At 47.2% G+C, this 26,934-nt stretch carries 24 protein-coding genes; 19 read left to right on the forward strand and 5 right to left on the reverse strand.

The window, feature by feature from the left end; translation table 11 throughout:
* Window positions 1-20 precede the first annotated feature (20 nt).
* From LY387_RS04350 to LY387_RS04430, 17 genes are all read left to right on the forward strand, one after another.
* Window positions 21-737: a protein phosphatase CheZ gene (locus tag LY387_RS04350; RefSeq protein ID WP_042478481.1), complete on the forward strand. Its 717-nt coding sequence runs from the start codon at window positions 21-23 to the stop codon at window positions 735-737.
* Between the two features lie 8 nt (window positions 738-745).
* The gene (locus LY387_RS04355) at window positions 746-3,007 is read left to right on the forward strand and encodes a chemotaxis protein CheA (protein WP_234495436.1); all 2,262 of its coding nucleotides are present in this window, start codon (window positions 746-748) and stop codon (window positions 3,005-3,007) included.
* Between the two features lie 11 nt (window positions 3,008-3,018).
* A complete protein-coding gene (locus tag LY387_RS04360) occupies window positions 3,019-4,137 on the forward strand; it encodes a protein-glutamate methylesterase/protein-glutamine glutaminase (RefSeq protein ID WP_234495437.1) in 1,119 nt (372 codons plus the stop codon).
* A gap of 1 nt (window position 4,138) precedes the next feature.
* Window positions 4,139-4,918, forward strand: a complete 780-nt coding sequence (locus LY387_RS04365; protein ID WP_234495438.1) for a ParA family protein — start codon at window positions 4,139-4,141, stop codon at window positions 4,916-4,918.
* Window positions 4,908-6,041 carry a chemotaxis protein CheW gene (locus LY387_RS04370; RefSeq protein ID WP_234495439.1) on the forward strand — a complete coding sequence of 378 codons (1,134 nt, stop codon included), beginning with the start codon at window positions 4,908-4,910 and terminating at the stop codon, window positions 6,039-6,041. The genes LY387_RS04365 and LY387_RS04370 overlap by 11 nt, the downstream gene beginning before the upstream one ends.
* A 70-nt stretch (window positions 6,042-6,111) precedes the next feature.
* Entirely contained in the window at window positions 6,112-6,606 is a 495-nt protein-coding gene (locus LY387_RS04375; RefSeq protein WP_042478487.1) for a chemotaxis protein CheW, read from the forward strand.
* Window positions 6,606-7,109, forward strand: coding sequence for a DUF2802 domain-containing protein (locus LY387_RS04380; protein WP_234495440.1), 504 nt, complete (start codon window positions 6,606-6,608; stop codon window positions 7,107-7,109). The genes LY387_RS04375 and LY387_RS04380 overlap by 1 nt, the downstream gene beginning before the upstream one ends.
* 288 nt (window positions 7,110-7,397) lie before the next feature.
* On the forward strand, window positions 7,398-8,015 hold the full coding sequence (gene ccmA, locus LY387_RS04385) for a cytochrome c biogenesis heme-transporting ATPase CcmA (RefSeq protein WP_042478490.1): 618 nt from the start codon (window positions 7,398-7,400) through the stop codon (window positions 8,013-8,015).
* Between the two features lie 6 nt (window positions 8,016-8,021).
* Window positions 8,022-8,690, forward strand: coding sequence for a heme exporter protein CcmB (ccmB, locus tag LY387_RS04390; protein WP_042478552.1), 669 nt, complete (start codon window positions 8,022-8,024; stop codon window positions 8,688-8,690).
* 64 nt (window positions 8,691-8,754) lie between these two features.
* Window positions 8,755-9,504 carry a heme ABC transporter permease gene (locus LY387_RS04395; protein ID WP_234495441.1) on the forward strand — a complete coding sequence of 250 codons (750 nt, stop codon included), beginning with the start codon at window positions 8,755-8,757 and terminating at the stop codon, window positions 9,502-9,504.
* A 5-nt stretch (window positions 9,505-9,509) separates the two neighbouring features.
* A complete protein-coding gene (gene ccmD, locus LY387_RS04400; RefSeq protein WP_042478492.1) occupies window positions 9,510-9,716 on the forward strand; it encodes a heme exporter protein CcmD in 207 nt (68 codons plus the stop codon).
* Window positions 9,713-10,198, forward strand: a complete 486-nt coding sequence (gene ccmE, locus LY387_RS04405; protein ID WP_042478494.1) for a cytochrome c maturation protein CcmE — start codon at window positions 9,713-9,715, stop codon at window positions 10,196-10,198. The genes ccmD and ccmE overlap by 4 nt, the downstream gene beginning before the upstream one ends.
* Window positions 10,195-12,156, forward strand: coding sequence for a heme lyase CcmF/NrfE family subunit (locus tag LY387_RS04410; RefSeq protein WP_234495442.1), 1,962 nt, complete (start codon window positions 10,195-10,197; stop codon window positions 12,154-12,156). Before ccmE ends, LY387_RS04410 begins: the two co-directional genes overlap by 4 nt.
* Complete coding sequence (locus tag LY387_RS04415) at window positions 12,156-12,710, forward strand: DsbE family thiol:disulfide interchange protein (protein ID WP_234495443.1); 555 nt, start codon at window positions 12,156-12,158, stop codon at window positions 12,708-12,710. The genes LY387_RS04410 and LY387_RS04415 overlap by 1 nt, the downstream gene beginning before the upstream one ends.
* Window positions 12,707-13,192: a cytochrome c-type biogenesis protein gene (locus LY387_RS04420; RefSeq protein ID WP_128649461.1), complete on the forward strand. Its 486-nt coding sequence runs from the start codon at window positions 12,707-12,709 to the stop codon at window positions 13,190-13,192. Before LY387_RS04415 ends, LY387_RS04420 begins: the two co-directional genes overlap by 4 nt.
* The gene (gene ccmI, locus LY387_RS04425; RefSeq protein ID WP_234495444.1) at window positions 13,192-14,406 is read left to right on the forward strand and encodes a c-type cytochrome biogenesis protein CcmI; all 1,215 of its coding nucleotides are present in this window, start codon (window positions 13,192-13,194) and stop codon (window positions 14,404-14,406) included. Before LY387_RS04420 ends, ccmI begins: the two co-directional genes overlap by 1 nt.
* 190 nt (window positions 14,407-14,596) lie before the next feature.
* Window positions 14,597-15,517 (forward strand): VacJ family lipoprotein, encoded by a 921-nt coding sequence (locus LY387_RS04430; RefSeq protein WP_234495445.1) that lies wholly within the window; start codon window positions 14,597-14,599, stop codon window positions 15,515-15,517.
* A 184-nt stretch (window positions 15,518-15,701) separates the two neighbouring features.
* Here the strand turns inward: LY387_RS04430 and LY387_RS04435 are convergent, their stop codons facing one another.
* The 4 genes from LY387_RS04435 to LY387_RS04450 all read right to left on the reverse strand — a co-directional run bounded on the left by LY387_RS04435 (window position 15,702) and on the right by LY387_RS04450 (window position 20,042).
* Entirely contained in the window at window positions 15,702-16,976 is a 1,275-nt protein-coding gene (locus LY387_RS04435; RefSeq protein WP_419153439.1) for an outer membrane protein transport protein, read from the reverse strand.
* Between the two features lie 273 nt (window positions 16,977-17,249).
* Window positions 17,250-18,554: an outer membrane protein transport protein gene (locus LY387_RS04440; protein ID WP_234495446.1), complete on the reverse strand. Its 1,305-nt coding sequence runs from the start codon at window positions 18,552-18,554 to the stop codon at window positions 17,250-17,252.
* A gap of 269 nt (window positions 18,555-18,823) precedes the next feature.
* Window positions 18,824-19,543 (reverse strand): DUF3379 family protein, encoded by a 720-nt coding sequence (locus LY387_RS04445; protein ID WP_234495447.1) that lies wholly within the window; start codon window positions 19,541-19,543, stop codon window positions 18,824-18,826.
* Window positions 19,536-20,042: a sigma-70 family RNA polymerase sigma factor gene (locus LY387_RS04450; protein WP_234495448.1), complete on the reverse strand. Its 507-nt coding sequence runs from the start codon at window positions 20,040-20,042 to the stop codon at window positions 19,536-19,538. Before LY387_RS04450 ends, LY387_RS04445 begins: the two co-directional genes overlap by 8 nt.
* 530 nt (window positions 20,043-20,572) lie before the next feature.
* Here LY387_RS04450 and fadI point away from each other — a divergent pair.
* Window positions 20,573-21,895 carry an acetyl-CoA C-acyltransferase FadI gene (fadI, locus tag LY387_RS04455; RefSeq protein WP_394150550.1) on the forward strand — a complete coding sequence of 441 codons (1,323 nt, stop codon included), beginning with the start codon at window positions 20,573-20,575 and terminating at the stop codon, window positions 21,893-21,895.
* Window positions 21,895-24,012, forward strand: a complete 2,118-nt coding sequence (fadJ, locus tag LY387_RS04460) for a fatty acid oxidation complex subunit alpha FadJ (protein WP_234495449.1) — start codon at window positions 21,895-21,897, stop codon at window positions 24,010-24,012. The genes fadI and fadJ overlap by 1 nt, the downstream gene beginning before the upstream one ends.
* Before the next feature lie 56 nt (window positions 24,013-24,068).
* Here the strand turns inward: fadJ and LY387_RS04465 are convergent, their stop codons facing one another.
* Entirely contained in the window at window positions 24,069-26,852 is a 2,784-nt protein-coding gene (locus LY387_RS04465) for an insulinase family protein (RefSeq protein ID WP_234495450.1), read from the reverse strand.
* Window positions 26,853-26,934: the final 82 nt, after the last annotated feature.

Here is a 26,934-nt window from a genome sequence, read left to right on the forward strand (position 1 = left end):
TAGCAGACGGCTATATCAGAATGATTTCATTGGAACAAGCTAAGCAGCTTGTTGACTTGTTGGAACAAGACAAGCAGCAGGAAGCAAATGAGCTAGTCATGATGATCCAAGGTGGCAGCGAGAGTAAAGTGCTGCAAGAGGTCGGTGCGTTAACACGAGACCTCCATGATGCTTTAACGGAATTTAGCTACGACACGCGTCTTAACGAGATTGCGAACGACGAAATCCCAGAAGCACGTGACCGCCTTGAGTATGTCATCAATAAAACCGAAGTATCAGCGAATACCACTATGGATGCGGTAGAACGCTGTTTGCCTATGGCAGACAGCCTGCATGAGTGCCTTACTCAAGTGCGCCCACAGTGGAATGAGTTGATGCATGGCAGGCTCGAGCTACAGCAATTTAAAGACCTGTGTCATCGCATTGATGACTTGCTAAGTCAGGTGGAAGGCGACAGTACCGAACTGCGCACTCAGCTCACCAATATCCTTATGGCACAGGACTTTCAAGACCTTACTGGACAAATCATTCGTCGCGTTATCACCTTGGTAAGCGAAGTGGAAACGAGACTTGTGGAAATCTTGAAAGTGTTCAGTGACGAACAACAACCAACAACTACAAAACCAAAGCAAACGATCTCTGGCGTTGAAGGACCAATCATCAATCCTCATGAGCGTGATGATGCCGTTGCTTCGCAAGATGAAGTGGATGACTTACTCTCCAGTCTTGGGTTTTAGGGGTGACTATGAGCTACGAATTAGATGAAGAGATCCTTCAGGACTTCCTTGTGGAAGCGGGTGAAATTCTAGAGCTGCTTTCAGAGCAACTTGTTGAGCTTGAGAACAATCCGGAAGACAAAGATCTCTTAAATGCAATATTTAGAGGTTTTCACACGGTCAAAGGTGGCGCAGGTTTCCTTGCGTTAACTGAACTTGTAGACACTTGTCATGGTGCAGAAAACGTCTTTGACATTCTGCGTAATGGCCAGCGCTCAGTCAATGCGAGCTTGATGGACACCATGCTTAAAGCATTGGACACGGTTAACCACCAGTTCCAATCCGTTCAAAACATGGAATCCATAGAACCGGCTGACCCTGCGTTGTTGGATGAACTGCATCGCCTTAGCAGTCCTGAGTCAGCAGATGAGTCTGCACCAGTAGCCGCTGCCCCAACACCACCTCCAGTTGTAGATATTCCAGAGCCAGTAGTTGAAGCACCAGCGCCGGTATTAGAAACACCTGCGACAACGTCAGAAGTGTCCTCCGGTGGTTCTATCGACGATATTACCCAAGATGAGTTTGAGCGTCTGTTAGATGAGTTGCACGGTAAGGGCGGTAGTCCAACGAAAGCCAGTTCAGCTCCAAAAATGACAGTCGTAGAGGCACCTGCGACCACAGCAAGCGATTTGGCTTCATCTGATATCACTGATGACGAATTCGAAAAACTGCTTGATGAGCTTCATGGCGTGGGTAAAGGACCGTCTGCGGGCGATGCTCAACCAGCACCTGCGGTTCCAGCCGAGCCTGTGAAACCAGCAGCAAGCGCAACACCTTCTGTCAACGAAGGTGGTGATTTGATGACGGATGAAGAGTTCGAAAAGCTGCTTGATGAGCTGCACGGTGTAGGCAAAGGTCCTTCGCCTGATGAACTAGAAGCAGCAACCAAGCCAGTATCAATGAACGCGGCGCCAGCGCCAGTTGAGCCAGCACCCGTTGTTAAGGCTCCTGTTCCAGCACCTGCGGCGGCTCCAGCAGCACCGCTAGCAAACAGCGAGAAATCGCTACCTGCTGAGAAAAAAGCCACTGCTGTCGCCCCGAAAAAACCGCAAGCAGAAGCGAGCGTGCGCGTTGATACCTCGACACTTGATACCATTATGAACATGGTCGGTGAGCTTGTATTGGTTCGTAACCGTTTGGTTAGCTTAGGTTTAAACAGCAATGACGAAGAAATGTCCAAGGCCGTTTCTAATCTAGATGTGGTCACCGCCGACCTTCAAGGTGCGGTAATGAAAACCCGTATGCAGCCTATCAAGAAAGTCTTCGGTCGTTTCCCGCGCGTGGTTCGCGACTTGGCGCGCAGCCTGAATAAAGACATCGTGCTAGAAATGCAGGGTGAAGATACCGATCTTGATAAAAACCTCGTTGAAGCACTAGCGGATCCATTGATCCACTTGGTGCGTAACTCGGTCGACCACGGTATCGAGATGCCTGACGCTCGTGAAGAGTCAGGTAAGTCTCGCACGGGTAAGATCACTCTGTCTGCATCTCAAGAAGGCGACCATATCGAGCTCGCTATCATTGATGATGGCGGTGGTATGGACCCAGATAAGCTACGCGGCATTGCCGTTAAGCGTGGTATGATGGATGAAGATGCCGCTTCACGTCTTACAGATAAAGAGTGTTTCAACCTCATCTTTATGCCTGGCTTCTCAAGTAAAGAGAAGATCTCGGATATTTCCGGTCGTGGTGTAGGTATGGACGTGGTTAAAACGGCGATCAACACCTTGAATGGCTCGATTGATATTGATTCAGAGCTGGGTAAAGGCACTAAGATCACTATCAAGGTACCGCTGACGCTAGCGATTCTGCCGACATTGATGGTTGGCGTAGGTAAGAACCCATTCGCATTGCCGCTTGCGAGCGTGAATGAGATCTTCCATCTTGATTTGAGCCGTACCAACGTGGTTGATGGTCAGTTAACGATTATTGTTCGAGATAAATCCATTCCGCTGTTCTATCTCCAAGATTGGCTCGCACCTCACACGGCTCGAGCACAGCAGCGCACTGGTCATGGACACGTGGTCATCGTTCAGATTGGCAGTCAACGCGTTGGCTTTGTCGTCGACACCTTGATTGGTCAAGAAGAGGTCGTTATCAAACCTCTGGATAGTTTGTTGCAAGGTACGCCAGGTATGGCGGGCGCAACTATCACCAGTGATGGACATATTGCATTGATTCTAGACGTGCCTGACTTACTTAAGCAGTACGCAGCAGCATCGCGTATCTGATAAGGAAGGTTATGTCGTTAAAAGTTTTAGTTGTCGATGACTCGAGCTTCTTCCGTCGCCGAGTCAGTGACATTATCAATGCGGCGCCACGTCTGGAAGTGATTGATGTGGCGGTCAACGGTAAAGAAGCGGTCGAAAAAGCGTTGGCACTAAAGCCTGATGTGATCACTATGGATATTGAGATGCCCGTTATGGATGGCATCTCAGCGGTCCGTGAGATCATGAGTGCGCAGCCAACACCTATCTTGATGTTCTCTTCGCTAACGCATGAAGGCGCAAAGGCGACCCTTGATGCGTTAGAGGCCGGTGCATTAGATTTTCTACCGAAGAAATTTGAAGACATTGCTCGTAATAAAGACGAAGCGGTGACCTTGTTGCAACAGCGAGTTCAGCAGATCGCAAGTCGTCGTGCGTTAATGAGACGTACGGCTGTTCGTCGCCCAGTTACACCAACTGCGGCGCGCGTATCAACGACACGTGCGACGGAATCTGCTCCTTCGGTTGGTAGACCAGCTACCGCAGCACCTGCATCTCGATTTAGAAGCAGTGGCAAGAGCTACCAGCTAACCGCAATTGGTACCTCAACCGGTGGTCCAGTTGCGCTACAGAAGATACTGACTAAGCTGCCATCGAACTACCCACATCCTATTCTGCTGATTCAGCATATGCCAGCGACGTTTACCGCCGCTTTTGCAGCGCGCTTGAACTCACTGTGTCAAATCACGGTGAAAGAAGCGGCCGATGGCGATATGTTGCAGCCTGGCGTTGCCTATTTGGCACCTGGTGGCATGCAGATGATGCTGGAAGGTCGTGCGGGGAGTGCGAAGATCCGCATCCTAGATGGTGGCGAACGCATGAATTACAAACCATGTGTCGACGTGACATTTGGCTCTGCAGCAAAAATTTACCAAGACAAGGTACTTTCAATGGTACTGACAGGTATGGGTGCAGATGGTCGCGAAGGTGCTCGGATGCTTAAGAGTGCAGGCTCCACTGTTTGGGCTCAAGATGAAGAATCTTGCGTGGTTTATGGTATGCCGCAAGCGGTAGCCAAAGCCGGTATCTCAAGTGAAGATTTGCCGCTAGACCGAATTGCCGAGCGCATTTTGGTTGAGCTAAAGAGGCAGTAATATGATCGTATGGAGCGTTGCTAACCAAAAAGGGGGCGTGGGTAAAACCACGACCACAGTGACATTAGCGGGATTGCTGAGTCAAAAAGGGCACCGTGTTCTTCTGATCGATACCGACCCTCATGCTTCACTTACCACATATCTTGGGATGGATTCAGATCAGCTGTCGCACAGCTTGTTCGATCTGTTTCAGCTAAAAGAGTTTAGTGATAGCCGAGTGAAGCCGCTCATCCACAATACCCATATCGATAATATCGATATCATGCCAGCGCATATGTCGCTGGCGACGCTTGATCGCGTAATGGGCAACCGCAGTGGAATGGGGCTTATCTTAAAGCGTGCTTTGATGGCTATTCGTGACGAATACGATTATGTCCTTATCGATTGTCCACCGATTCTTGGTGTGATGATGGTCAATGCGCTAGCGGCAAGTGACCGAATCTTGATTCCTGTTCAGACTGAGTTTTTGGCGATGAAAGGCCTTGAGCGCATGGTTCGTACTTTGGCGATTATGCAGAAGTCACGTCAGCGTCCATTCAAGGTGACGATTGTGCCGACCATGTATGATAAGCGCACGCGTGCATCTTTGCAGACCTTGACTCAGTTGAAACACGATTACCCATCTCAGGTATGGAGTTCGGCGGTACCGATTGATACTAAGTTTCGTGATGCGAGCTTAAAGCATATGCCGGCCTCTCATTTTGCGGCTGGCAGTCGCGGTGTGTTTGCATACAAACAACTACTGATTTACTTGGAGAGGCTCGCGCAAGATGAAAGCTGATACTGCGCCACTCTCAAGTGAACAAGCGCTGGATGATTATTTTTCTGCGCTGCTTGGCCTCGAGCAAGACGAAGAACTCATGGTTGACTTTGGTGAACCATCGCAGGAAGTCTCTGCAGAGCCAGAGCCAGAGCCAGAGCCAGAGCCAGAGCCAGAGCCAGAGCCAGAGCCAGAGCCAGAGCCAGAGCCAGAGCCAGAGCCAGAGCCAGAGCCAGAGCCAGAGCCAGAGCCAGAGCCAGAGCCAGAGCCATATCAGCCGAGTATGCAAGTAGCTACTCAACGTGTCACTGTCGGTGATTATGACCGAGCGTTTGACGAGTTTGCTGAAGAACCCGATCTTAAAAATCTCGAAAAGCTGTTTAGTGGCTTGCAGCAGCAAGTCGATATCGAAGTCGACACCGAAATCGATGTAAAAACAAAGGTTCAACCAGAAATCGTTGTCCCTGAAGTGGAAGTGCCCGTTGAAGAAGAAATTCAGAGCTGGGACGTCACGAGTATTGAGTCAGAGCATCCAGTTACTGAAACAGAAACCGTTACGGAGTCATTCGAACCCGTACAGATTTCAATGGATGCTCAAGAGCTAGAGCAAGCTGCCGATAGTATTGAAGCAACCGCAAGTTATTTAGACTCTAGCAATGGTGGTGGAGCTGAGGTTGTTTGGCAAAACGGCGAACGCACTGAAGGATTTCAGGTTCTCTACTTTGATGTGAACGGCATGACGTTTGCTGTCCCCCTAGACGAACTAGGTGGCATACATCAAATTGCCGAACTCAGTCACCTAATTGGTCGCCCAGCTTGGTATCTCGGTCTGCAGTCCAGCCGTGAGAATAAGCTCGATGTCGTCGACACCGCAATGTGGGTAATGTCTGATGTGCTGCAAGATGATAGCCACAAAGAAGATTACCAATATATTGTGATGTTGGGCGAGAGTAACTGGGGACTGGCAGCCACAGAACTAAAGGGCACCGAACAGCTGGCGCCTGAAGCGGTTCGCTGGCGTGAGAAAGCAGGTAAGCGTCCTTGGCTTGCTGGCATGGTTAAACAGCAAATGTGTGCGCTGGTTCATGTGTCTGAACTAATAGATATGCTTAATGCTGGTTTAGATGTTAAATCAGTACAGTAATTAACAATATTGATGCTAAACACTCGATGTTCATTATGTCGGTGTTGAAGATGAAATTGAGAGGAAGACTATGTCTCAAACGATGGATGTTGAACTAAGAAAAGAACAATCGAACGATGAAGTTCTTCAATGGGTGACTTTTCAACTAGAAGAGGAAACTTACGGCATCAACGTAATGCAGGTACGTGAAGTTCTGCGTTACACAGAAATTGCACCCGTACCAGGTGCTCCAGATTATGTACTGGGTATTATCAACCTGCGTGGTAACGTGGTTACTGTTATCGATACCCGTTCACGCTTTGGTCTTATGCAGGGCGAAATCACGGACAACACTCGCATCATCGTGATTGAATCAGAGCGCCAAGTGATTGGTATCTTGGTTGATAGCGTTGCAGAAGTCGTTTACCTACGTTCTTCAGAAATCGACACGACACCAAGTGTGGGTACTGATGAAAGCGCCAAGTTTATCCAAGGCGTGAGCAACCGTGATGGTAAACTTCTTATCCTTGTTGACCTTAATAAACTACTCTCTGAAGATGAGTGGGATGAGATGGCTTACCTATAATGCTTGATGCTGTGTCTTTGACGTCACCTCTTCTCTGGGGAGGGGTGGCGGTTGTCGTTGTCCTTTTCGTTTGGTTGGTGAAAGTGCATCGTGGGTTAAACATGCACAAGACACATGCACGTCAGCAAAAGCGTGCACTCGAGAAAGAAGTGGAGAAGTGCAACAAGCAACTACTTGAAGTACGCTCTGTGTTGGTTGGTCTTGGACAAAAGGTCTCTGAGCAAGAAGAGATTATCGTTCATCTAACCGAGCGCATCATTGAGCTAGAAAACGTCGACAATGATGGTCGCCTTTATACTCGTGCCAATAAAATGGTTCGTTTGGGTGCCGATATCAACGAGCTTATAGAAGAGTGTGAACTGCCAAAAGCGGAAGCTGAGTTGATGCTCTCTTTGCAAAAGAAAATCGCAGGTAAGGAGAAGGTTCCGCCTCTCCACAAAGACCGTGCTCAACCTCAGCGTCGACCTGCGTCGCAATATTCTCCCCAAAAACGACCTCGCTAACTTAACGTGGCATTAATGAAATATTGATGCCACGTTAATGTCAAAATAACAACGGTAACAATCTTTTACGCTTTCCAATTCGCCCATTGAATGCAGTTTGGTATTCTATGTTTCATCGAAATGTGAAGGATTATGTTAGCGTATACCACTTTGTGGTTATATATTTCAGTTAAAGAACAGTAATTTATTGTTTCTTACTAAGTTTCGTGAAGAGTATTTGATCATTATCGTTTCACGCTAGAGTAGCTATGGTAAGATGGACGCCCAGTCGAACCAGTGTTTAATTGAATGTTAGAAGTAACAAATTTAACCGCGATTCGTGATGAGCGCGTACTCTTCGAGAATTTATCATTTTCGTTACAATCCGGTGATCTCGTACAGATTGAAGGTCGCAATGGAACAGGCAAAACGACGCTGATGCGTATCGTTGCCGGACTGGGTGATAAAGAAGAAGGGGAGATCAAGTGGAATGGTGAAACCATCGAATCGAATCGAGAAGATTTCCACCATGCACTGTTATTTCTCGGACATCAAACTGGTGTTAAGCGCGATCTTACTGCTCTAGAAAATCTTAGGTTCTACCAATCTATCCATGCTCCTCACACTACCGATGAACAAATTTTTGCCGCGCTAACTCAAGTAGGTTTAGCGGGCCGTGAAGATGTACCGGTTGCTCAGTTGTCTGCAGGTCAGCAACGACGCGTTGCGTTGGCGCGCCTTTGGTTAAGCGAACAGATGCTTTGGATCCTTGATGAGCCGCTGACTGCGATTGATAAGCAAGGCGTTAAAGTGCTGGAGAACTTGTTCTTAGAGCACGCTAACAAGGGTGGGATTGTGTTACTGACGACTCACCAAGATATGTTTAGCGATAACCCTAAACTAAGAAAAATTGTGTTAGGAGTGTGATCGATGATGCTTAATTCCATGATGAAAATCATCCGTCGTGAACTGTTGATCGCATTTCGTCGCCAAGCGGATATTTTTAATCCACTTTGGTTCTTTATTATCGTTATCACGCTGTTTCCATTGAGCATTGGTCCGGAGCCAAATTTACTTGCTCGTATTTCAGCGGGCATCGTATGGGTAGCGGCATTGCTTTCGGCGCTGTTATCGTTGGAGCGTCTATTTAAAGATGACTTTCAAGACGGTTCACTTGAGCAGATGATGCTGATGCCAATACCGCTTCAGCTTGTGGTAATGGCAAAAATCATAGCGCATTGGCTCCTCACTGGTTTGCCACTGATTATTATTAGCCCGCTGTTGGCTATCTTGCTGTCACTAGATAGCAATACATGGATTGCGGTAGTACTGACCCTGTTGGTCGGTACACCTACGTTAAGTTTTATTGGCGCGATTGGTGTCGCGCTAACGGTGGGGTTACAAAAAGGCGGCGTACTACTGAGTTTGCTTGTTCTGCCGCTCTATATCCCAATTCTAATATTTGCTACTTCTGCTATTGATGCTGCTTCCTTGGGGGTTGCGTATAATGGTCAGTTAGCTTTATTGGCTGCGATGCTTGCGGGTGCAATGACTCTAACCCCGTTTGCCATCAGCGCAGCCCTAAGAGTCAGCGTAAACTAAAACAATAGCGCCAATATCATTGCCAACGCAATGTGAAGAATGTCGTCAAAGAGTGAGAAACACTATGTGGAAATGGCTTCATCCCTATGCCAAACCCGAAACCACTTACAACCTGTGTGGCACGCTACTTCCGTGGTTTGCTACGCTTGCATTAGCCTGTCTATCGATTGGTACCGTGTGGGGGCTAGCTTATGCGCCTGCCGATTACCAACAAGGTGATAGTTTCAGAATCATCTACATACACGTGCCATCTGCCATTTGGTCGATGGGTGTTTACATGTCGATGGCCATCGCTGCTTTTGTTGGCTTGGTGTGGCAAGTGAAGCTTTCAAGTATGGCCGCATTGGCTATGGCTCCGATCGGTGCAGTGTTCACCTTTATCGCTCTTTTAACTGGTGCCGTATGGGGTAAACCTATGTGGGGCGCATGGTGGGTATGGGATGCTCGTCTGACTTCAGAATTGATCTTGCTATTCTTATACCTTGGCGTTATCGCGCTTTACCACGCATTCGATGACCAAAAAACGGCAGCTAAGGCAGCCGGCATTCTAGCCATTGTTGGTGTTATTAACCTGCCAATCATTCACTTCTCAGTAGAGTGGTGGAACACGCTTCACCAAGGCGCGACCATCACTAAGTTTGCGAAGCCTTCTATCTCAAATGACATGTTGTGGCCACTTCTGCTCAACATTTTTGGTTTCGCATTTTTCTTCGGTGCTCTGACGCTTATTCGTCTGCGTAACGAAATTATTAGTAAAGAAGGCCACAGGCCGTGGGTGATTGCGTTAGCAACGCGATCAAATCAGAAGGGGTAATCACTATGCATTTTGAATCCTTAAGTGACTTTTTCGCGATGGGTGGTTACGCCTCCTATGTTTGGAGCGCGTTTGGTATCACCTTCTTAGCAATGATTATTCTTCTGGTGACCAGCGTGTCACGTGGTAAAAAACTTCTTAAAGACGTACAAGCCAAAGTTGATCGTCAAGCTCGTATCGACGCGGCTAAGAATATGGAGAACACACTATGACCCCAAGACGTAAGAAAAGGCTCGGCATCATTTTAGCCATTTTCATTGGTATCAGCGCCACTGTGGGTTTGATTCTCTATGCACTTAATCAAAATATGGACTTGTTTTACACGCCAACGGAGCTAGTAAACGGTAAGAAGAACGGCGAAAAGCCTGAAATCGGTCAGCGTTTGCGTATTGGCGGCATGGTTGTCGAAGGCTCGGTCAGCCGCGATTCAGAGTCACTTCGTGTGAGCTTTGATCTTGCGGATGTCGGCCCTAAAGTGACAGTGGTCTACAACGGCATCCTGCCTGATTTGTTCCGTGAGGGACAAGGTATCGTGGCTCAGGGTGTTCTCGTTGAACCAACCAAAATCGAGGCATTCGAAGTACTTGCTAAGCACGACGAAGAATACATGCCACCTGAAATTGCTGAAGCGATGAAGAAGACACATGAACCGCTTCAGTACTCTGCAGAACAAAAACAAGGAAGCGGTCAATGATTGCTGAAATTGGTCACTTTGCACTGATACTCTCTCTGAGTTTATCAGTGCTTCTGAGTATTTTGCCGCTCTTCGGCGCGTCACGAAATAATACAATGTTGATGAACACTGCAAGACCTCTGTCTTGGGGTATGTTCATCATGTTATTGATCTCATTCCTTATCTTGGAATGGGCGTTTTATGTCAACGACTTTACTATTCAGTACGTCGCGAACAACTCTAATACCCAACTGCCCTGGTACTATCGCTTAACTGCGGTATGGGGTGCGCACGAAGGTTCACTGCTGTTATGGGTATTGATCCAAGCTGCATGGACCGTTGCGGTTGCGACGTTCAGTCGCGGTATGCCTCAAGAATCTGTGGCTCGCGTTCTAGCCGTAATGGGTATGATCACGGTCGGCTTCTTGCTGTTCATCATCGTAACCTCTAACCCATTCTTACGGACTCTACCTTTCTTCCCCGTAGATGGACGTGACCTCAACCCACTATTGCAAGACCCGGGCTTAATCATTCACCCGCCAATGCTCTATATGGGTTACGTAGGTTTCTCTGTTGCCTTCTCTTTCGCGATTGCCTCTCTGATGTCAGGTCGTTTGGATACGGCATGGGCACGCTGGTCTCGTCCTTGGACAACGGCGGCGTGGGTTTTCCTAACACTAGGTATCGCATTAGGCTCTTGGTGGGCTTACTACGAACTTGGCTGGGGCGGCTGGTGGTTCTGGGATCCAGTAGAAAACGCATCGTTTATGCCGTGGCTCGCAGGTACCGCTCTGATGCACTCCCTTGCGGTGACTGAGAAGCGCGGAACATTCAAAGCGTGGACAGTACTATTAGCAATCTCAGCATTCTCACTCAGTTTGCTCGGTACCTTCTTAGTTCGTTCAGGTATTTTGGTATCGGTGCACGCGTTTGCCTCTGACCCATCGCGCGGTATGTTTATCTTAGGCTTCCTCGTGTTTGTTATCGGTGGATCGTTACTTCTGTTCGCACTAAAAGGTGCGTCAGTACGTGCTCGCGGTAACTTTGACCTTCTATCTCGTGAGAACGCGTTACTTGGTAACAACGTTCTACTTATGGCAGCACTCGTGGTTGTTCTGGTAGGTACCTTGTTACCGCTGGTTCACAAGCAAATCGGTTTGGGCTCAGTCTCTATCGGTGCACCATTCTTCGATATGCTATTTGCTTGGTTGATGATTCCGTTCTCTTTCCTACTTGGTATTGGTCCTCTGATCCGTTGGAAGCGCGACAAGCTATCGACGCTTGCTAAGCCAATGCTGATCTCGGGCATTATCTCAGTAGCGTTCTCTGCGCTAATGATGGTGGTGCTTGCTGAGTACTTTACGGGAATGGCATTCTTGGGCTGGTTGATGGCATCTTGGATCATCACGATGCACGGTTTCGAGCTGTACCAGCGTGCTACGCACCGTCACACGTTTGCTGAAGGTGTGAAGAAGCTACCACGCAGTCACTGGGCAATGATCTTTGGTCACCTAGGTCTAGCAGTAAGCATCATTGGTATTGCCATGGTTCAGATTTACAGCATCGAGCGTGATGTTCGACTTGCGCCAGGTGAGCACTACCAAGTGTACGACTATGACTTCTATTTCAAAGGCGTACGCGACAAAGACGGCCCGAACTACGATGGTTACATTGCCGACTTTGAAATCACTAAAGATGGAAAGTACATCAATACACTACACGCAGAAAAACGCTTCTATCGCACCGCTAAGTCTATGATGACAGAAGCAGCGATTGATCGTGGCGTGACTCGAGACCTTTACATTGCGATGGGTGAGCGCCTAGACGACGGTAAATCGTGGGCAGTTCGTATCTACCACAAACCATTTGTACGTTGGATTTGGCTTGGTGCGATTCTGATGTCGATTGGTGGTGGTCTGGCTATCAGCGATAAACGTTACCGTTTCAGGAAAGGTAGTAAAGCAGAGGGAGAGGCGTAATGAATAAGAAGATTCTATTTATCCCGCTAGTTGCGTTTCTCATTCTAGTCACTGTGTTCGCTATCCAGCTTGGTCGCAACCAAGCTGGTGATGACCCAACCAAGCTAGAGTCTGTATTGGTCGGCAAAGAAGTCCCTGAGTTTCACTTAGAGGATCTTGCAGAGCCGGGCAAAATATACGACCAAGCGATTTTCAAGGGTGAGCCGCTACTGCTCAACGTATGGGCGACTTGGTGTCCAACATGTTACGCCGAGCACCAGTACCTAAACGAACTGGCTGCTGATGGCGTTAAGATCATCGGTCTTAACTACAAAGATGAGCGCAATAAAGCGGTACAGTGGCTAAATGAGCTTGGTAACCCTTATCTAATCAGCTTGTTTGATGGCAATGGCATGTTAGGTTTGGACCTTGGTGTATATGGTGCGCCTGAGACCTTCCTTATTGATGCTAACGGTGTGATTCGCTACCGCCATGTGGGTGATGTGAACGCACGAAACTGGACTGAGAAGCTTCAGCCTATGTATCAACAGATGCTAGAGGAGGCGACACAATGAAAAAGTGGCTAATCGCACTGGCATCAAGCTTGGTGTTGGCGTTTTCAGTAAACGCGACGATTGAGATACATGAGTTTGATAACTTAGAGCAAGAGAACCAATTCAAAGAGCTAAGCCATACGCTTCGCTGTCCTAAGTGTCAGAACAACACCATTGGCGATTCTAATGCAGAGCTTGCGCAGGACCTTCGCCAAAAAGTGTATGAGATGACTAAAGAGGGTAAATCTAAAGACGAGATTGTCGATTACATGATTGCTCGCTACGGTAACTTCGTTACTTACAACCCACCACTGACGCTGGCGACTTCTATTCTGTGGCTTGGTCCGCTGTTTGTGATTGTACTTGGTTTCGGTCTTATCATTGTCCGCAGTCGCAACAACCGCGCGAAAAAAGTGGTTGAGGCAGAAACGTGGAGTGATGAAAAAGAAGCCAAACTTAAAGCTTTGCTCGAAGAAGAAAAAGAGACTGGAGATAAGCAGTAATGACACTATTTTGGATATCCACAGTCGGATTGGTCATTGTCGCTGTCGTGTTGTTGGCGATGACGCTTAACAGTAAGAAAGTGAACAAAGACGAGCAGCTTCGTGATGAGCTCAACAAAGCGTTCTACAGAGACCGTTTAACCGAGCTTGAAGAAGAAGCCAATGAAGGTTTGGTGGAAAACCAAGAGGATCTGATTGATGACCTAAAACAATCACTCCTTGATGATATTCCACATCAGGACAAGGTAGAAAAAACCTCACTGTCTCCAATGACCGTACTGATCCCGTCAGTTGCTCTGATTGTGGTGATGACATACGGCATGTACATGCATTTTGGCGGTGCGTCTAAGGTGAAAGACTGGCAAGAAGTGTCAGGTCGTCTACCTGAGCTTTCTAAAAAGTTGATGGAAGGTACTGATGAACCAATGACAGAAGACGAAATGCAAGATTTGACGCTAGCACTTCGTACTCGTCTTCACTATCAAAGCAACGACTCAACAGGTTGGTTGCTACTGGGTCGAATTGCACTAGCCAATCGTGATGTCACCACAGCGACAGATGCGATGGAAAATGCCTATCGCCTTGAGCCTGAAGACGCTGATGTGAAGCTTGGCTACGCGCAGGCGTTGATGATGTCTCAAGATGAGATGGATCAGAACCGAGCACGTGGATTGCTAAACAGTCTACTTAAGTCTGAGTACGTTGACCTTCGAGTGTTATCACTACTGGCGTTTGATGCGTTTGAGCGTCAAGACTATCCAGCCGCGGTGCGTTACTGGTCTGTGATGCAGCGAATGATCGGTCCTGAAGATAGCCGCTATGAGATGCTAACTCGCAGTATTGAAAATGCTCAAGCTAAGATGGGTGAGCCTATCGTTCAAGGTAAGTCGGTCGCGGTGAACATTAGCGTATCACCAAATGCACGCTTACCACAGGATGCCGCCCTAATCGTCTCTGTGCACCCAGCAGACGGTTCGCCAATGCCTGTCGCAGCAGCTCGATACCCACTCGGAACTTTCCCACGTACCGTTGTCCTCGATGATAACAACAGCATGATGGAAGGACGCAAGCTTTCAAGCCTTGAAGGTTTGATTGTTCGAGCGCGTGTTGATAGCGACGGTAACGTAGCGACTCGCGATGGCGACTGGTATGGTGAGAGTCAACCAGCCGAGCTTGGCGACACAGTAGAGTTGGTTATTGACCAACAATACTAATCAGAATCTGAAGGCATGCGATTAATTTAAATGTAGCCAAGTTGTTGCTTTAGCTAGCTTGACTGCGCGCATGCCGCTATACTCATCCATAGTGGTTATTAATACAGTCTGACGTTTATTCCTTATTTATCAGACAAATAGGGAGCTATAAAAAACCAAACGCAGAATGTACTGGCTTATGGATGAGGTTATGCAATCAGCATTAACCGGCAAGAAGCACGCGCTTTTTGCCGTTTTTGTTTCTAGCGTATTTCTGTTTGGCTGTGCATCAGCCCCAGATGAAGAGCAGGCGGTAGAGACTCAGCAATCAGTATCGAGTCAAACGGAGCCGCTGGCATCAGCGTCTGAAGAAAGCGTGCCTGAAGTAAATGTGGCATCCGAGTCGAGTGTTGTTACTTCTGATGGTTCTGCAGCAACGGAGCTTGAAGCCAGTGCCAGTGTGGGTGCTGATGTTTACGACCCATTTGAAGGCTTCAACCGTGCCATGTGGGCACTTAACTACGACTACCTTGACCCTTATTTCGTCAGACCTGTCTCGCTCGCTTATGTTAATTACACGCCGGTGCCTGTTCGCTCCGGTGTTCGTAACTTCCTCGCTAACCTCGATGAACCCTTTAGTGCCGTGAACAACGCTGTGATGGGTAATGGCGGTAAGGCGCTCGATCATTTCAACCGATTCTGGATCAACAGTACGTTTGGTCTTCTGGGCTTTATCGATATCGCCTCTGCAGCCGGTATTGAAAAACACGATAAGAAAGAGTTTGGTGATGCAATAGGCCATTACGGCGTAGGCGAGGGACCATACATCATGGTACCTGGTTACGGTCCGATTATCTTGCGTGAGGGTGCGGATGTCGTCGATGGTTTATATCCACCGGCATCGCTACTTAACTTCTGGGCAAGCTTTGGTAAGTGGGCGCTAGAGGGCATGGAGAAGAGGGCGCTAGTCGTATCTCAAGAAGCGACGCTAGAGCAGTCTCCAGATCCATACGCACTGACTCGTGATATCTATATTCAACGTCAAAACTACAATGCTGAAATCGTCGATGACACAGTGGATGAGGAACAAGAAGCGTATATTGATGACTACTTGGATAGCTTTGATGAGTAGTTTCTAGTATTGGGTTTCCGAACAATCGGTATCACACTTCTCGTCATCTTCACGGAAGTGAAGATCTCCCAAAGCGCGTAGTAAACTAAAAGTGATTGCTTAGCTGTCCCAAGTTAATTCTACTACGCGACGTGGAAGATCCCCTTTTTCAAGGGGATGACGGTAGTTTACTGTTTTTAGGGATTTAGAAGCGGTAATTCGCTTGGATACCAGCGATCCAAACATCACCAGAGATTTCACCTACAAACGCACCAAATGCTTCAACTTTCTCGTCAAGTTCATCTCTTGGCTCAGTAATAGAAGCGTCTCGAGCCATGATGTAGGTTAGACCACCATCAAGCGTAAATTGCTTAGAAAACGCGTAAGTAAGACCAGCACTTAGCCAAGTACGATCTGTCTCTGGAATGGTCGTTGTACGGTATTTATCATCAACAGCAGACATGTCGTAAGCGATACCGCCACGCAGTGTGATCTCTTTATTCAGCTGATAGGTAGTACCAAGTGCTAAGCGGTAGCTGTCTTTCCAGTTTTCTGTTTTGATTGGTGATACCTGACCATCAACAAATTCAGCTTCTAGTTTGTCGAAGCTGCTCCATTGTGTCCAGTTGATGCTCGCGTGCATTGCCCATTGCTGAGTTAGTTGATGGAACGAAGATAGCTCTGCCGTTGCGGGTAGAGCAACGCTCAGTTTACCATCCTTTTTGCCTGCAAAGCCAAATCCAATGCCTTCACCGTGACCCTCGAAATCCATCATGACTTCAGATTTGTATGCGAAACCAATACGGTGGTCGGGATTAATTTGCCAAGCTGCACCAAGTACATAGCCCCATGAAGAATCGGTGCCTTCTACATACTTGAGGTAATCGCCTTTGTTGACATTGATACCACCTGGAAGAGGGGTAGAGAATGGGGCTGTCGCACCAATTTTGCCTTCACCAGTAACATAGCGAACGCCACCACCAACGCTAATTGCGTCATTGATTTGATAGCCAAGGCTAGCAACGGCTTCAACGGTCATGATCTTCGCTTCATTACCATACTGAGTTGCTTTGAAATCACTACCGAGGTTGGTTTCCATGCCATAGTTGGAGCCAAGCGCTAAACCAGCAAACCACTTATCGTTGATCTGATGTGATACGTATAGATTCGGTACTGGCGCGCTGTTAGCGATGTCTTTCGCTTCAGTGTAACCAAGCGTGCTAGAAGTACCTTTAACGTCAATATTCGGCTCAACATAAAGCACACCACCAGAAATCTGTGTACCTTCCAAATAAGTTAGCATCGCAGGGTTACGCCACTGTGCACCCGCGTTATCAGCCATTGCTGCTTCACCAGCGTACGCACGACCTAGGCCCGTCGCTGAATATTCAGCAAGTTGAAAGCCTGCTGCAGACGCTTGTGCAGACGCTAAGGTGCCCATTACCACTGCAATTGCAAGGGGAGTGTATTTTGAATTTATCATTATTGTTCGCTCAAATTATTTGCGTTTAGAGCGAAGATTCTATTTTTAGAGTAAAGACTTTAAAACTAATTTGTGACAAAAAGTGTATTTTTGAAATTATATATGGGCAGAGTTCATTTGATGGGTGAATGTGCTGGTTGTTATCAGGATGTTGTGAAAACTCAGCGTACAGATGTAAAGGTTTGGAAGGGTAAGGTTGGACCAGTAGGTGTTAAGAAGACAACAAAAAGGGTCGATAAATCGACCCTTAAATGATATTGACGAGCTAGCTTAGAAGCTGTAGCTGTATTGGATACCAGCTAGGATAGCGTTAGCACGTGTTGTTGCAGTTAGATCTGGCGCTAGTGGGTTTACTTCCGTAACCGATACGTCCTGACCCATTAGGTAAGTGAAGCCAAGGTCAACAGTGTGATGTTTCTTGAAGTGATAACCTGCACCAAATGAGAACCAATGACGATCAGAGTCTGGTACAGAGATTGACGTTAGCTGATCTTGTGCAGCAGTGTCATACATATAACCTGCACGCAGCGTCCAAGCATCGTTTAAGTAGTATGTACCACCCAGTGCAACATGGTAACCATCTTTCCAGTTGTATTCTTTAATTAGAGTGTTGTCATTAGTTTCGATCTTGTCGAAAACGCTCCAACCAATCCATTGAAGACTATAGTGTACAGCGAACTTTGTGTCTTCAAGTTTGTGGTAACCAGAGAATTCAACCATACTCGGGAGCGGAAGTGTCACATGGTCGTACGTATTTTGTGACGAAATAGGCGTTCCACCAATTGAAATATTTGGTCCAAATTTGACAGTGCCGCTAGCCTCTACCGCTGGACTGTAGTGGTATGCCAAACCAAATCGGTTATTTTCGTTTAGTTCGAATACCGTACCAAGGTTAAAGCCATAGCCAATGCCAGAAGCATCAATATCAACTACTGCTTGTTGACCAATAGGATCAACCGGAGCACCTGGAGATGGTGTGCCTGGAGAAGTTTCTCGTTTTAGTTTACCAGAGCCGTCAACGATATCTAAACCACCACCAACGCTCCATTGCTCGTTGATTCTATAAGCAACATTAAGGGTATAGTTGATACTCGAGATTTCAGTGGTACCGCCATAAACTTTAGCTAAGTTGTTATTACCGAAAGAATCATCAAAATTGTTTGTGGTGCCAAAGTTAGAGTAGATACCTGCACCCAATGCCCATTTGTCATTTAGACGGTGGATGTAGTAAATGTTCGGAACAGGTGAGTTAGCAGAGTTGTTAGCGTTTGCTTCTTGCACACCGTATGGAGGAGAACCAGCACCACCGATGTCTTTGATGTCGATGCTTGAGCTGATTACATTTACACCACCAGAAAATTGGTGAGTGTCGAACAGTGTCATCGCTGCCGCGTTACGTGCCATTACAGATGCGTTATCTGCAATAACTGCGTCACCCGCAAATGCACGACCTAGGCCTGTTGCTGATTGAGAGTTGAGCTGGAAACCGGCTGCTGTTGCTTGAGTGGAGGCTAATGTGAGTGACGAAACTGCCACTGCTAATAGTGTTTTTTTATACAGACGCGAAGTAGTCATTTAGTATACATCCTTTTTTTGTCATCGCCTCTTATGGGCGTTAATTGGTTAAAATTGAGTTAAAGCTCAATTTTGGGGCTGATCCTAATCGCTAGTATAGACATTAGAAATCAGACCAGTAATCAAAATGACGCAAAAAGTATATAAATGCCGACTAACTGACAGTAAAAGCATCGATTATGCGTATATTTAGAGTGGTTACTCTAAAAAGTGCTTCAGGAAACAAAAAAGGGTCAACTCGACGGAGTTGACCCTTTTATAATAGGTTTTTATGCAGGATTAAGGATCTTATTAATCTTTTCGCCGATCTTATCTAGGTTTTCACCTTCTTCACCTACTAGAACAAAGCTCGCATCTCCCATTGGCTTAACCATGCCTGACATTCCATCCTTGTCGAAGTTCTCTACTTGCTCGGTTGGAATTCTTGTCAAAAACATAGTGACTTTGCCCTTCTCGCCTTCAAACACGATGTGCATCGCATTTGAATCACCAAATCCACAGTGATTAATGTAGAAAACGTGGTACGGAAAATTTTGCCCTAACTGGTAAGCAAACGGCAATAGCTTGGCATTGATTTGGTCTTTAGACGGATTTTCATCCAAAGATTCAATAAAGCTTTTCTCAGCGTTGAAATGCTCCATGGCCATCTCTGGGAGTGATGCTTGTGCGTCAGACACAACAACATTACCCCAGTTAACCTGACCAACAAGCAAACCAAACGCAAACGCCACAGAGGCAGCCAATGATAATGCTCTTTTACTAAAGCTTACCTTGACTACATTATTCTCAGGCGGCTGGTTGAACAAAATACGATCGGCAAGATCATCAGGCACGTCAACTTTCATTGCCTGTTCGATACGCGCATCTAACCCCAGAATTTCTTCTAAGTATTTAGCGTTAGCCTCACTGTTTTTGGTCGCCTCCAACAGCTCAGGATCTCTTGCCTTAGGATCGGACATAACGCGACGACGGAATTCTAACTCATCCATTTTGTTGCCCCCTATGTGCATCCTCAGACTCAAGCATCTCTTTAAGCTGGTTTCGAGCTCTAAATAATCGAGTCATAACAGTATTCTTGTTTAAGTCGAGTATATTACCGATCTCTTCACCACTAAATCCACCTACGACTTGTAAGAAAAGTGGTTCTCGATACTCGACATCGAGTTTCATAATTTGTGCTTGAAGCCATTCCTGTTGGTGGTGCGGATCATCAGAAACCTTGGCATCATTGCCGTAGTCATCGATATCCACCAGATCAAACTGCTTGCGCTCAAAGCGTCTTGCGTTTTCTCTGCGAAGGATAGTGATGAGCCACGACTTCGCTGCCTTTTCGTCTTGCAGGCTGTCTAACGACTTCCATGCACGAAGGCAAGTTTCTTGAACTAAATCCTCAGCCACTGGCTTGTCTTTACACAGCCAATAGGCGTACCGATATAGGTCGCGATGATAAGCACGTACCAGTGCTTCGTACTTTCTTTGTTTGTCCATATCCGAGTTGACCGGACGTTTGGAGAATTTATTTCCAAAATTTTTAATTAATGACACAGGAGCCCCCGTTTTCGCTCTGTGAACTCTATTTTTTGTTCCGCGGTGTCAGTAAAGTCACACAAAATTGATCTAGTTCAAAATTCCGACCTGTGGAGAAGTTATATTAGACCCTGTCATCTCGTTGGTCTTTCGGGACTAACATGTTGAGCAAGATGACACTTCCTTTTGAAGGCTGACTTTACTTTCTCCTAATCAGGAAACTGATTATTTTCAATTGGCGCAAGTTAATTGCTTTAGAGATTCCAACCACACAATTATCTGTGTGGTTTTTTTTTGTCTGAAATCCTACCGATATCTTCTTGTTTTCTCACACCATATTGTTGCCGACTTTACGCAAATCTCATATTCCATTTTGGTCGACCCTATCACGTTATTCAATAAAACCACCAATATTTATCAAACGGTTGTTTTAAATCATTAACAATCTCGTTACAATGCGCGTGGTCAGACCTCTTTAGGAAGGAGAAACTATGAGCAGTAAGGAAGTGGGGAAAATCGATCTCACCACTCGAAACGGTGAGCGAATTGCTGTTGTGGCGGGGCTTCGTACCCCTTTTGCCCGTCAAAGTACCGAGTTTAGTCAAGTACCAGCAGTAGATTTAGGAAAAATGGTTGTAGCCGAAATGATGGCACGCACCGACATCGATCCTAAGTTGATCGACCAAGTGGTATTTGGTCAGGTAGTGCAGATGCCTGAAGCGCCAAACATTGCTCGTGAAATCGTGCTTGGAACAGGTATGAACATCCATACTGATGCGTACAGTGTGACGCGCGCTTGTGCTACCAGCTTCCAAGCTGCGGCTAATGTGTGCGAAAGCATTATGGCTGGCACTATCGATGCGGGTATCGCTGGTGGTGCAGACTCTTCTTCAGTACTGCCTATTGGCGTCTCTAAAAAACTTGCTGCGAACCTACTTGCGCTAAGTAAAACAAAAACCGTAGGTCAAAAGCTCAACATTCTTAAAAAGTTATCGTTTAAAGATTTAATGCCAGTACCGCCAGCGGTGGCTGAGTATTCAACGGGACTGTCTATGGGACAGACCGCTGAGCAGATGGCGAAGTCTCACGGTATCAGCCGCTTAGAACAAGACGAACTGGCGCACCGCTCACACACTCTTGCGTCTCAAGCGTGGAAGGAAGGTAAAGTGCGTGACGAGGTAATGTCGGCATTTCCTGAGCCATATAAAAAGAGCTTGGATGAAGACAACAACATCCGCCATGACTCAGAACTCTCAAGCTATAGCAAGTTACGTCCAGCGTTCGATAGACAATACGGCAGTGTGACTGCTGCCAACAGTACGCCACTTACCGATGGTGCTGCTGCGATTATGCTTATGCGAGAAGGCCGCGCAAAAGAGTTGGGACTAGAAATCAAAGGCTACATCCGCTCGTACGCATTTTCAGCAATTGGTGTGCGTGAAGACATGCTGATGGGACCTTCTTATGCGACGCCGATGGCATTGGATCGCGCAGGTATCTCTCTATCCGATTTGACTCTGATTGATATGCACGAGGCGTTCGCCGCTCAAGCGCTGTCGAATGTGAAGATGTTTGCGAGTGAGAAATTCGCGAAAGAAAAACTGGGTCGCTCGCAAGCTATCGGCGAAATCGACATGGACAAGTTCAACGTGTTAGGTGGCTCGCTTGCCTACGGTCACCCATTTGCCGCAACAGGCGCGCGAATGATTACACAAACGTTGAATGAGCTGAAACGACGTGGCGGTGGGCTAGCCCTTAACACGGCATGTGCAGCAGGTGGTCTGGGTGCAGCAATGGTTCTGGAGGTAGAATAATGAGTGAACAAAAAGCCTTTCATCTTTCGGTTGATGAACAGAACATCGCATGGCTTGGTATTGATGTACCCGGCGAGAAAATGAATACCCTGCAAGCGGCCTTTGCAGAAGAAATGTCGCAGCTGTTTGCTGAACTAGAAGAGAAAAAATCCGACCTTAAAGGGTTAATCGTTCATTCTCTTAAGCCTGATAATTTTATTGCTGGCGCAGACGTGAGAATGTTAGATGCGTGTACTTCAGCAGAAGAGGCGCAAGCACTAGCAGCCAAAGGCCAAGAGATGTTCCAGCAGCTCTCAGATTTGCCTTTCCCTGTGGTTTCTGCGATTCACGGCCCTTGTTTAGGCGGCGGTCTAGAGCTCGCGCTAGCATGTGATTACCGTGTATGTAGTGATGCGGACATTACTAAACTAGGTCTGCCAGAAGTTCAGCTTGGTTTGCTGCCAGGCTCTGGTGGTACTCAGCGCTTGCCTAGATTGATTGGTTTGCTGCCATCACTGGATCTTATCTTAACCGGCAAACAGCTTCGCGCTAAAAAAGCCAAGAAGCTAGGTGTGGTTGATGCCAGTGTTCCTAAGACGATCCTACTTGACGTAGCGAAGCAGTTTTTGGAAAAAGGCAAAAAGCGCAAAGCTAAGAAGCTAACCAAAAAAGAAGTACTTATGTCAGGTACTGGTTTGGGGCGAAAAGTTATTTTTGACCAAGCAGCGAAAAAGACCAACGAGAAGACTCGTGGCAACTATCCGGCTGCCGATGCCATTCTAGATGTGATTCGCTTTGGTCTTGAAAAGGGCATGACAAAAGGTCTTGAGAATGAAGCCAAGCGCTTTGGTGAGCTTGTCATGACCTCAGAGTCTAAAGCTCTGCGCTCTATCTTCTTCGCTACCACAGAGATGAAGAAAGAGTTCGGTAGTGATGCTCCGCCAAACAGTGTGAGTAATGCGGTCGTGCTTGGTGGTGGCTTAATGGGAGCGGGTATTACTCACGTTACTGTGAGCAAAGCGAAAGTCCCAGTGCGCATTAAAGATGTTTCTAATGACGGTATCGTCAACGCGCTCGGTTACAACTTCAAATTGCTAGAGAAGAAGCGCAAGCGCCGCATCATCTCTAAGGCAGATTTGCAGGCTCAGATGCTTCAGATGGCAGGTGGTACTGACTTTACTGGCTTCAATAAAGCGGACGTGGTGGTCGAAGCGGTATTTGAAGATTTAGGTCTCAAGCAGCAAATGGTCAACGATGTGGAGACACACGCTAAGCCAACGACCATTTTTGCCACTAACACATCATCGATCCCAATCGCTCAAATCGCCGAAAAAGCAGAGCGACCAGAAAATGTCGTCGGCCTGCACTACTTTAGCCCTGCGGACAAGATGCCACTCGTTGAGGTCATTCCACACGAGACGACGTCCGAAGAGACCATCGCGACTATGGTGCAGTTTGCCAGAAAGCAGGGTAAGACGCCGATTGTGGTAAAAGACCAGGCTGGTTTCTACGTAAACCGTATTCTTGCACCTTACATGAATGAGTCAGCGAATGTGCTGTTGGCTAACGAGCCGATTGAGTCACTGGACAGAGCCTTGCTTGATTTCGGATTCCCGGTCGGTCCAATCACACTACTCGATGAAGTCGGTGTCGATATCGGCGCGAAGATCATGCCTATCTTGGTCAACGAGCTCGGTGAGCGATTCCAAGGTCCTGACGTGTTCGACAAGCTTCTCAACGATGGTCGTAAAGGCCGTAAGTCGGGTAAAGGTTTCTACACCTACAAGGGTAAGAAGAAGACGGTTGATAGCTCAGTCTATAGCGTGCTAGGTCTAAAACCTGAAGTCTCAATGGCAGAAAAAGAGATTGCGATTCGCTGCGTATTACCAATGCTCAACGAAGCGGTTCGCTGTTTGGATGAAGGTATTATTCGCAGTCCGAGAGACGGTGACATTGGTGCGATCTTCGGTATCGGCTTCCCACCTTTCCTAGGTGGACCATTCCGTTACATGGACTCATTGGGCATCAAGAAAGTCGTTGAGTTAATGAATGAACACGCTCAGAAATATGGTGACCGATTCGCACCATGTGACGGACTGGTTACTCGAGCGGGCCTGGACGAAAGCTTCTACAAGTAACTTATAATAAATTTAGGGTCTACAAACATTCACCCCCTCGAAAGAGGGGGTGTTTTTTATCCTAGGTCAGTATCTTTTGGTCGGAGCTGAAATTCTTCGATAGAGCCAATCTCGCGTCCTAGTTCAAGCTTAGCGGCATCCACATGCGCTTTACCTTGGCTGTGCATAATGAGTCGGTTTGCCGTGCGAGGTTTAAGCTCGTTGACAACGAAGCGAATCATATCGGCACGAGTTAGTGATTTGAGCTCTTCAAGCACTTTCTCACGTTGGCTAAAGCTGGTGTCTTTATTGCCTATTGCTACCCATAAGCGTTGAGCTCGCCCTCGCAGCGTCGTATCAGGGGTGGAGATTTGGTTCCACAGCCCTTTTTTGCTGCTGTGCCATTGATAGTCGTTGAGTTCAAGCAAGACCATATACACCGCATTTAAAAATTCATCTATGGAGCGAATCAAATCGGCAGGTGCCGCTTTCGGTGATTGCACATAGAGCACTATGCCCGGGTGACGATTGAGCGGCATGTTGCCCGTCCCAACCATGTAACCGAGTTGCTGTTTAGTGCGGATCTCGTGGAAGAAGGTCGCTGACATCAAATGGTTGGCGAGTGAATACAAGGCGATACTTCTCGGGTTGATGTCTTCACACTGGTAGTAAACCACAATCGCCGAATCGTCTTGGTCGCAATCCACTTCTTTCTGGAAACTGCCGCTGCGCCCAAGCATCACGAGAGGTCTTAGACTCTCTTCGTATTTTTGATTGTGAATACGAAGGGCATCTTTAAGCGTAGTGGCGATATCATGCGCACCTTGTTTGTGCCAATCTCCATAGACAAACATATCTATGTGTAGCTCGGACAAAATCGCCTGTACGAAACTGGGCAGCTCGTCGACCGATATGGTTTCTAGTGCATCAAGCAACACAGGGTTTGGTGGATTATTAGGCTGCAGAATGCCCGTCATCGCGTTAAAGAGCTGAGAAATCGGACGATCTTTTGTTGAGTTTCGCCAGCCTCTCATCATCTGAGCTTTGATGCTTTCGAAGCGCGCAGGGTTAAATTCACGCGTAGCAAAGCGTTTGAGAATCATCTCAAGCAATTGAGGCTGCTTCTTACTAAATCCAGAGATAGATAGGGTAACCCCACCTTGGTGGGCGTACATATCGTAGCTTAGACCCGCAACTTCAGCCGGATAGGTCTCTTCTGACAATGAGTCGAGGAACATCTCAACACACAAGCGAGTCATAACGATATTACGAGGCGAAGCAACGGAATGTGGGCTGTCGATAGCGATAAACACAACGCCTTTTGGTACCTTGAACTGGCTATCTTGAAGGTGCCATAGCCTAAATCCATCGAGGTCTTCGATAAGCTGCGGATGCTCTTCACTGCCCTCTAAAGGATAGGTCGACAAGTCGTAGTTGATGAATGGGTTTTTCTCGGGCAGCTCAAAAGGTAGTTCGCCGTTATCGGGCTGCTGGTTGAAAAACGCAATCTCTTGCTCGGTAAACTTAGTGACGGAGTAAGGAGTAAAGTACCAGTCCGCCTCACGATCATACGCTTGATCTTTCGCCACCAGGGTAACTTTTAGATTGTCAGTGCTAAAGAAACTGCCGTACTCGGCAAGCATGGCTTCATCGAAGCCTGCCATTTTGTAGTCGCCATAGATGACATCATCCGCTTCATAGTGCTGCATGTTCATCACTAAGTGACTAACCATCTCGAGTTGTCTTGCTGGCTCTTGGAACTGGAAGGCGGATTCCATCACTGCTCGTTTCTCAAGATAACGCCACTCCTGCATTCCATGAGTTTTAATGAGCTCTATGTACTGAAATACTGACTGAATCATTTCATCAACATGTTCAAGCCCAACAGGCGTTAGAGTCATGCTGATACTGAATTCGCGGTAGTTACTGCCAGACGCCCCGCCACCTGCCGATAGGGATGTAATCCAGCCAAGCTCTTTGAGGTAGAGCATTAAGCTTCCTTTGCCTTCATAACCGAGCAGGTTGGCAAAATAAGAGAGCGGCTTTTGATGGTAATGCTGATGCGTTGCCGGGAAAGGGAACGACAAGATAAGCTTACGGATCTCTTTCACAGGCTCAACACGCACCATGACTTTGGTATGTTCTTCGGTGACAAACGGGACGTCGACCGACTTAGTAATGCGTTGATTGTTAGTGATGTCGGAGAATTTCTCCTGAGCCCACTGTTCCAGCTCATCTAGCTCATGCGGTCCGATCATAGCCAATGTCATAATATCGGCTGAATACTGATCGCGGTGAAAGGCGAGGATCTCGTCGCGAATGGTTTTACCATTACGGTCAGCGAGGGTTTCTACATTACCTACCGAGAACTTAGAAAAAGGGTGCGCAGGATTGATGGTCTCTTTTTGTACTTGATAGAGTCTGCGACCATCTTCATTTAGCTTGAGTTTGTACTCGGAGTCTACGGCTTGGCGCTCTTTGTCTAGTGCTTCTTCATTAAACAGGGGCGCAGTGAAAAACTGACTGAAACGATCGAGCCCTTTTTCAAACGCATTCGGGTAGATGTCAAAGAAATAGCAGGTGTGCTCGGTACCTGTCCAAGCGTTATTGCTGCCACCATGTTGGCTGATAAAAGACTGAAACTCGCCAACTTTTGGGTATTTTTCTGTGCCCAAAAACAACATGTGTTCTAGGTAATGCGCAAGACCTTCTCGATCAGAGGGATCGTCGAAATGGCCAACGTTAACGGCGAGCGCAGCCGCGGATTTTTGGGCTTGCTCATCTTGAATGAGCAGCACGCGTAACTCATTGTTTAGCGTGAGGTAGCGATATGAGCGATTATCATTTGGACTTATATGCACGTATCTTCTCCAGAATAAGCGATGGCTTGTCCAGATTAAGCGATGGTTTGGACTGCTTAACCAAGCGTCTGGCTACTAAGGC

Source organism: Vibrio maritimus, from assembly GCF_021441885.1.
Taxonomy (GTDB): domain Bacteria; phylum Pseudomonadota; class Gammaproteobacteria; order Enterobacterales; family Vibrionaceae; genus Vibrio; species Vibrio maritimus_B.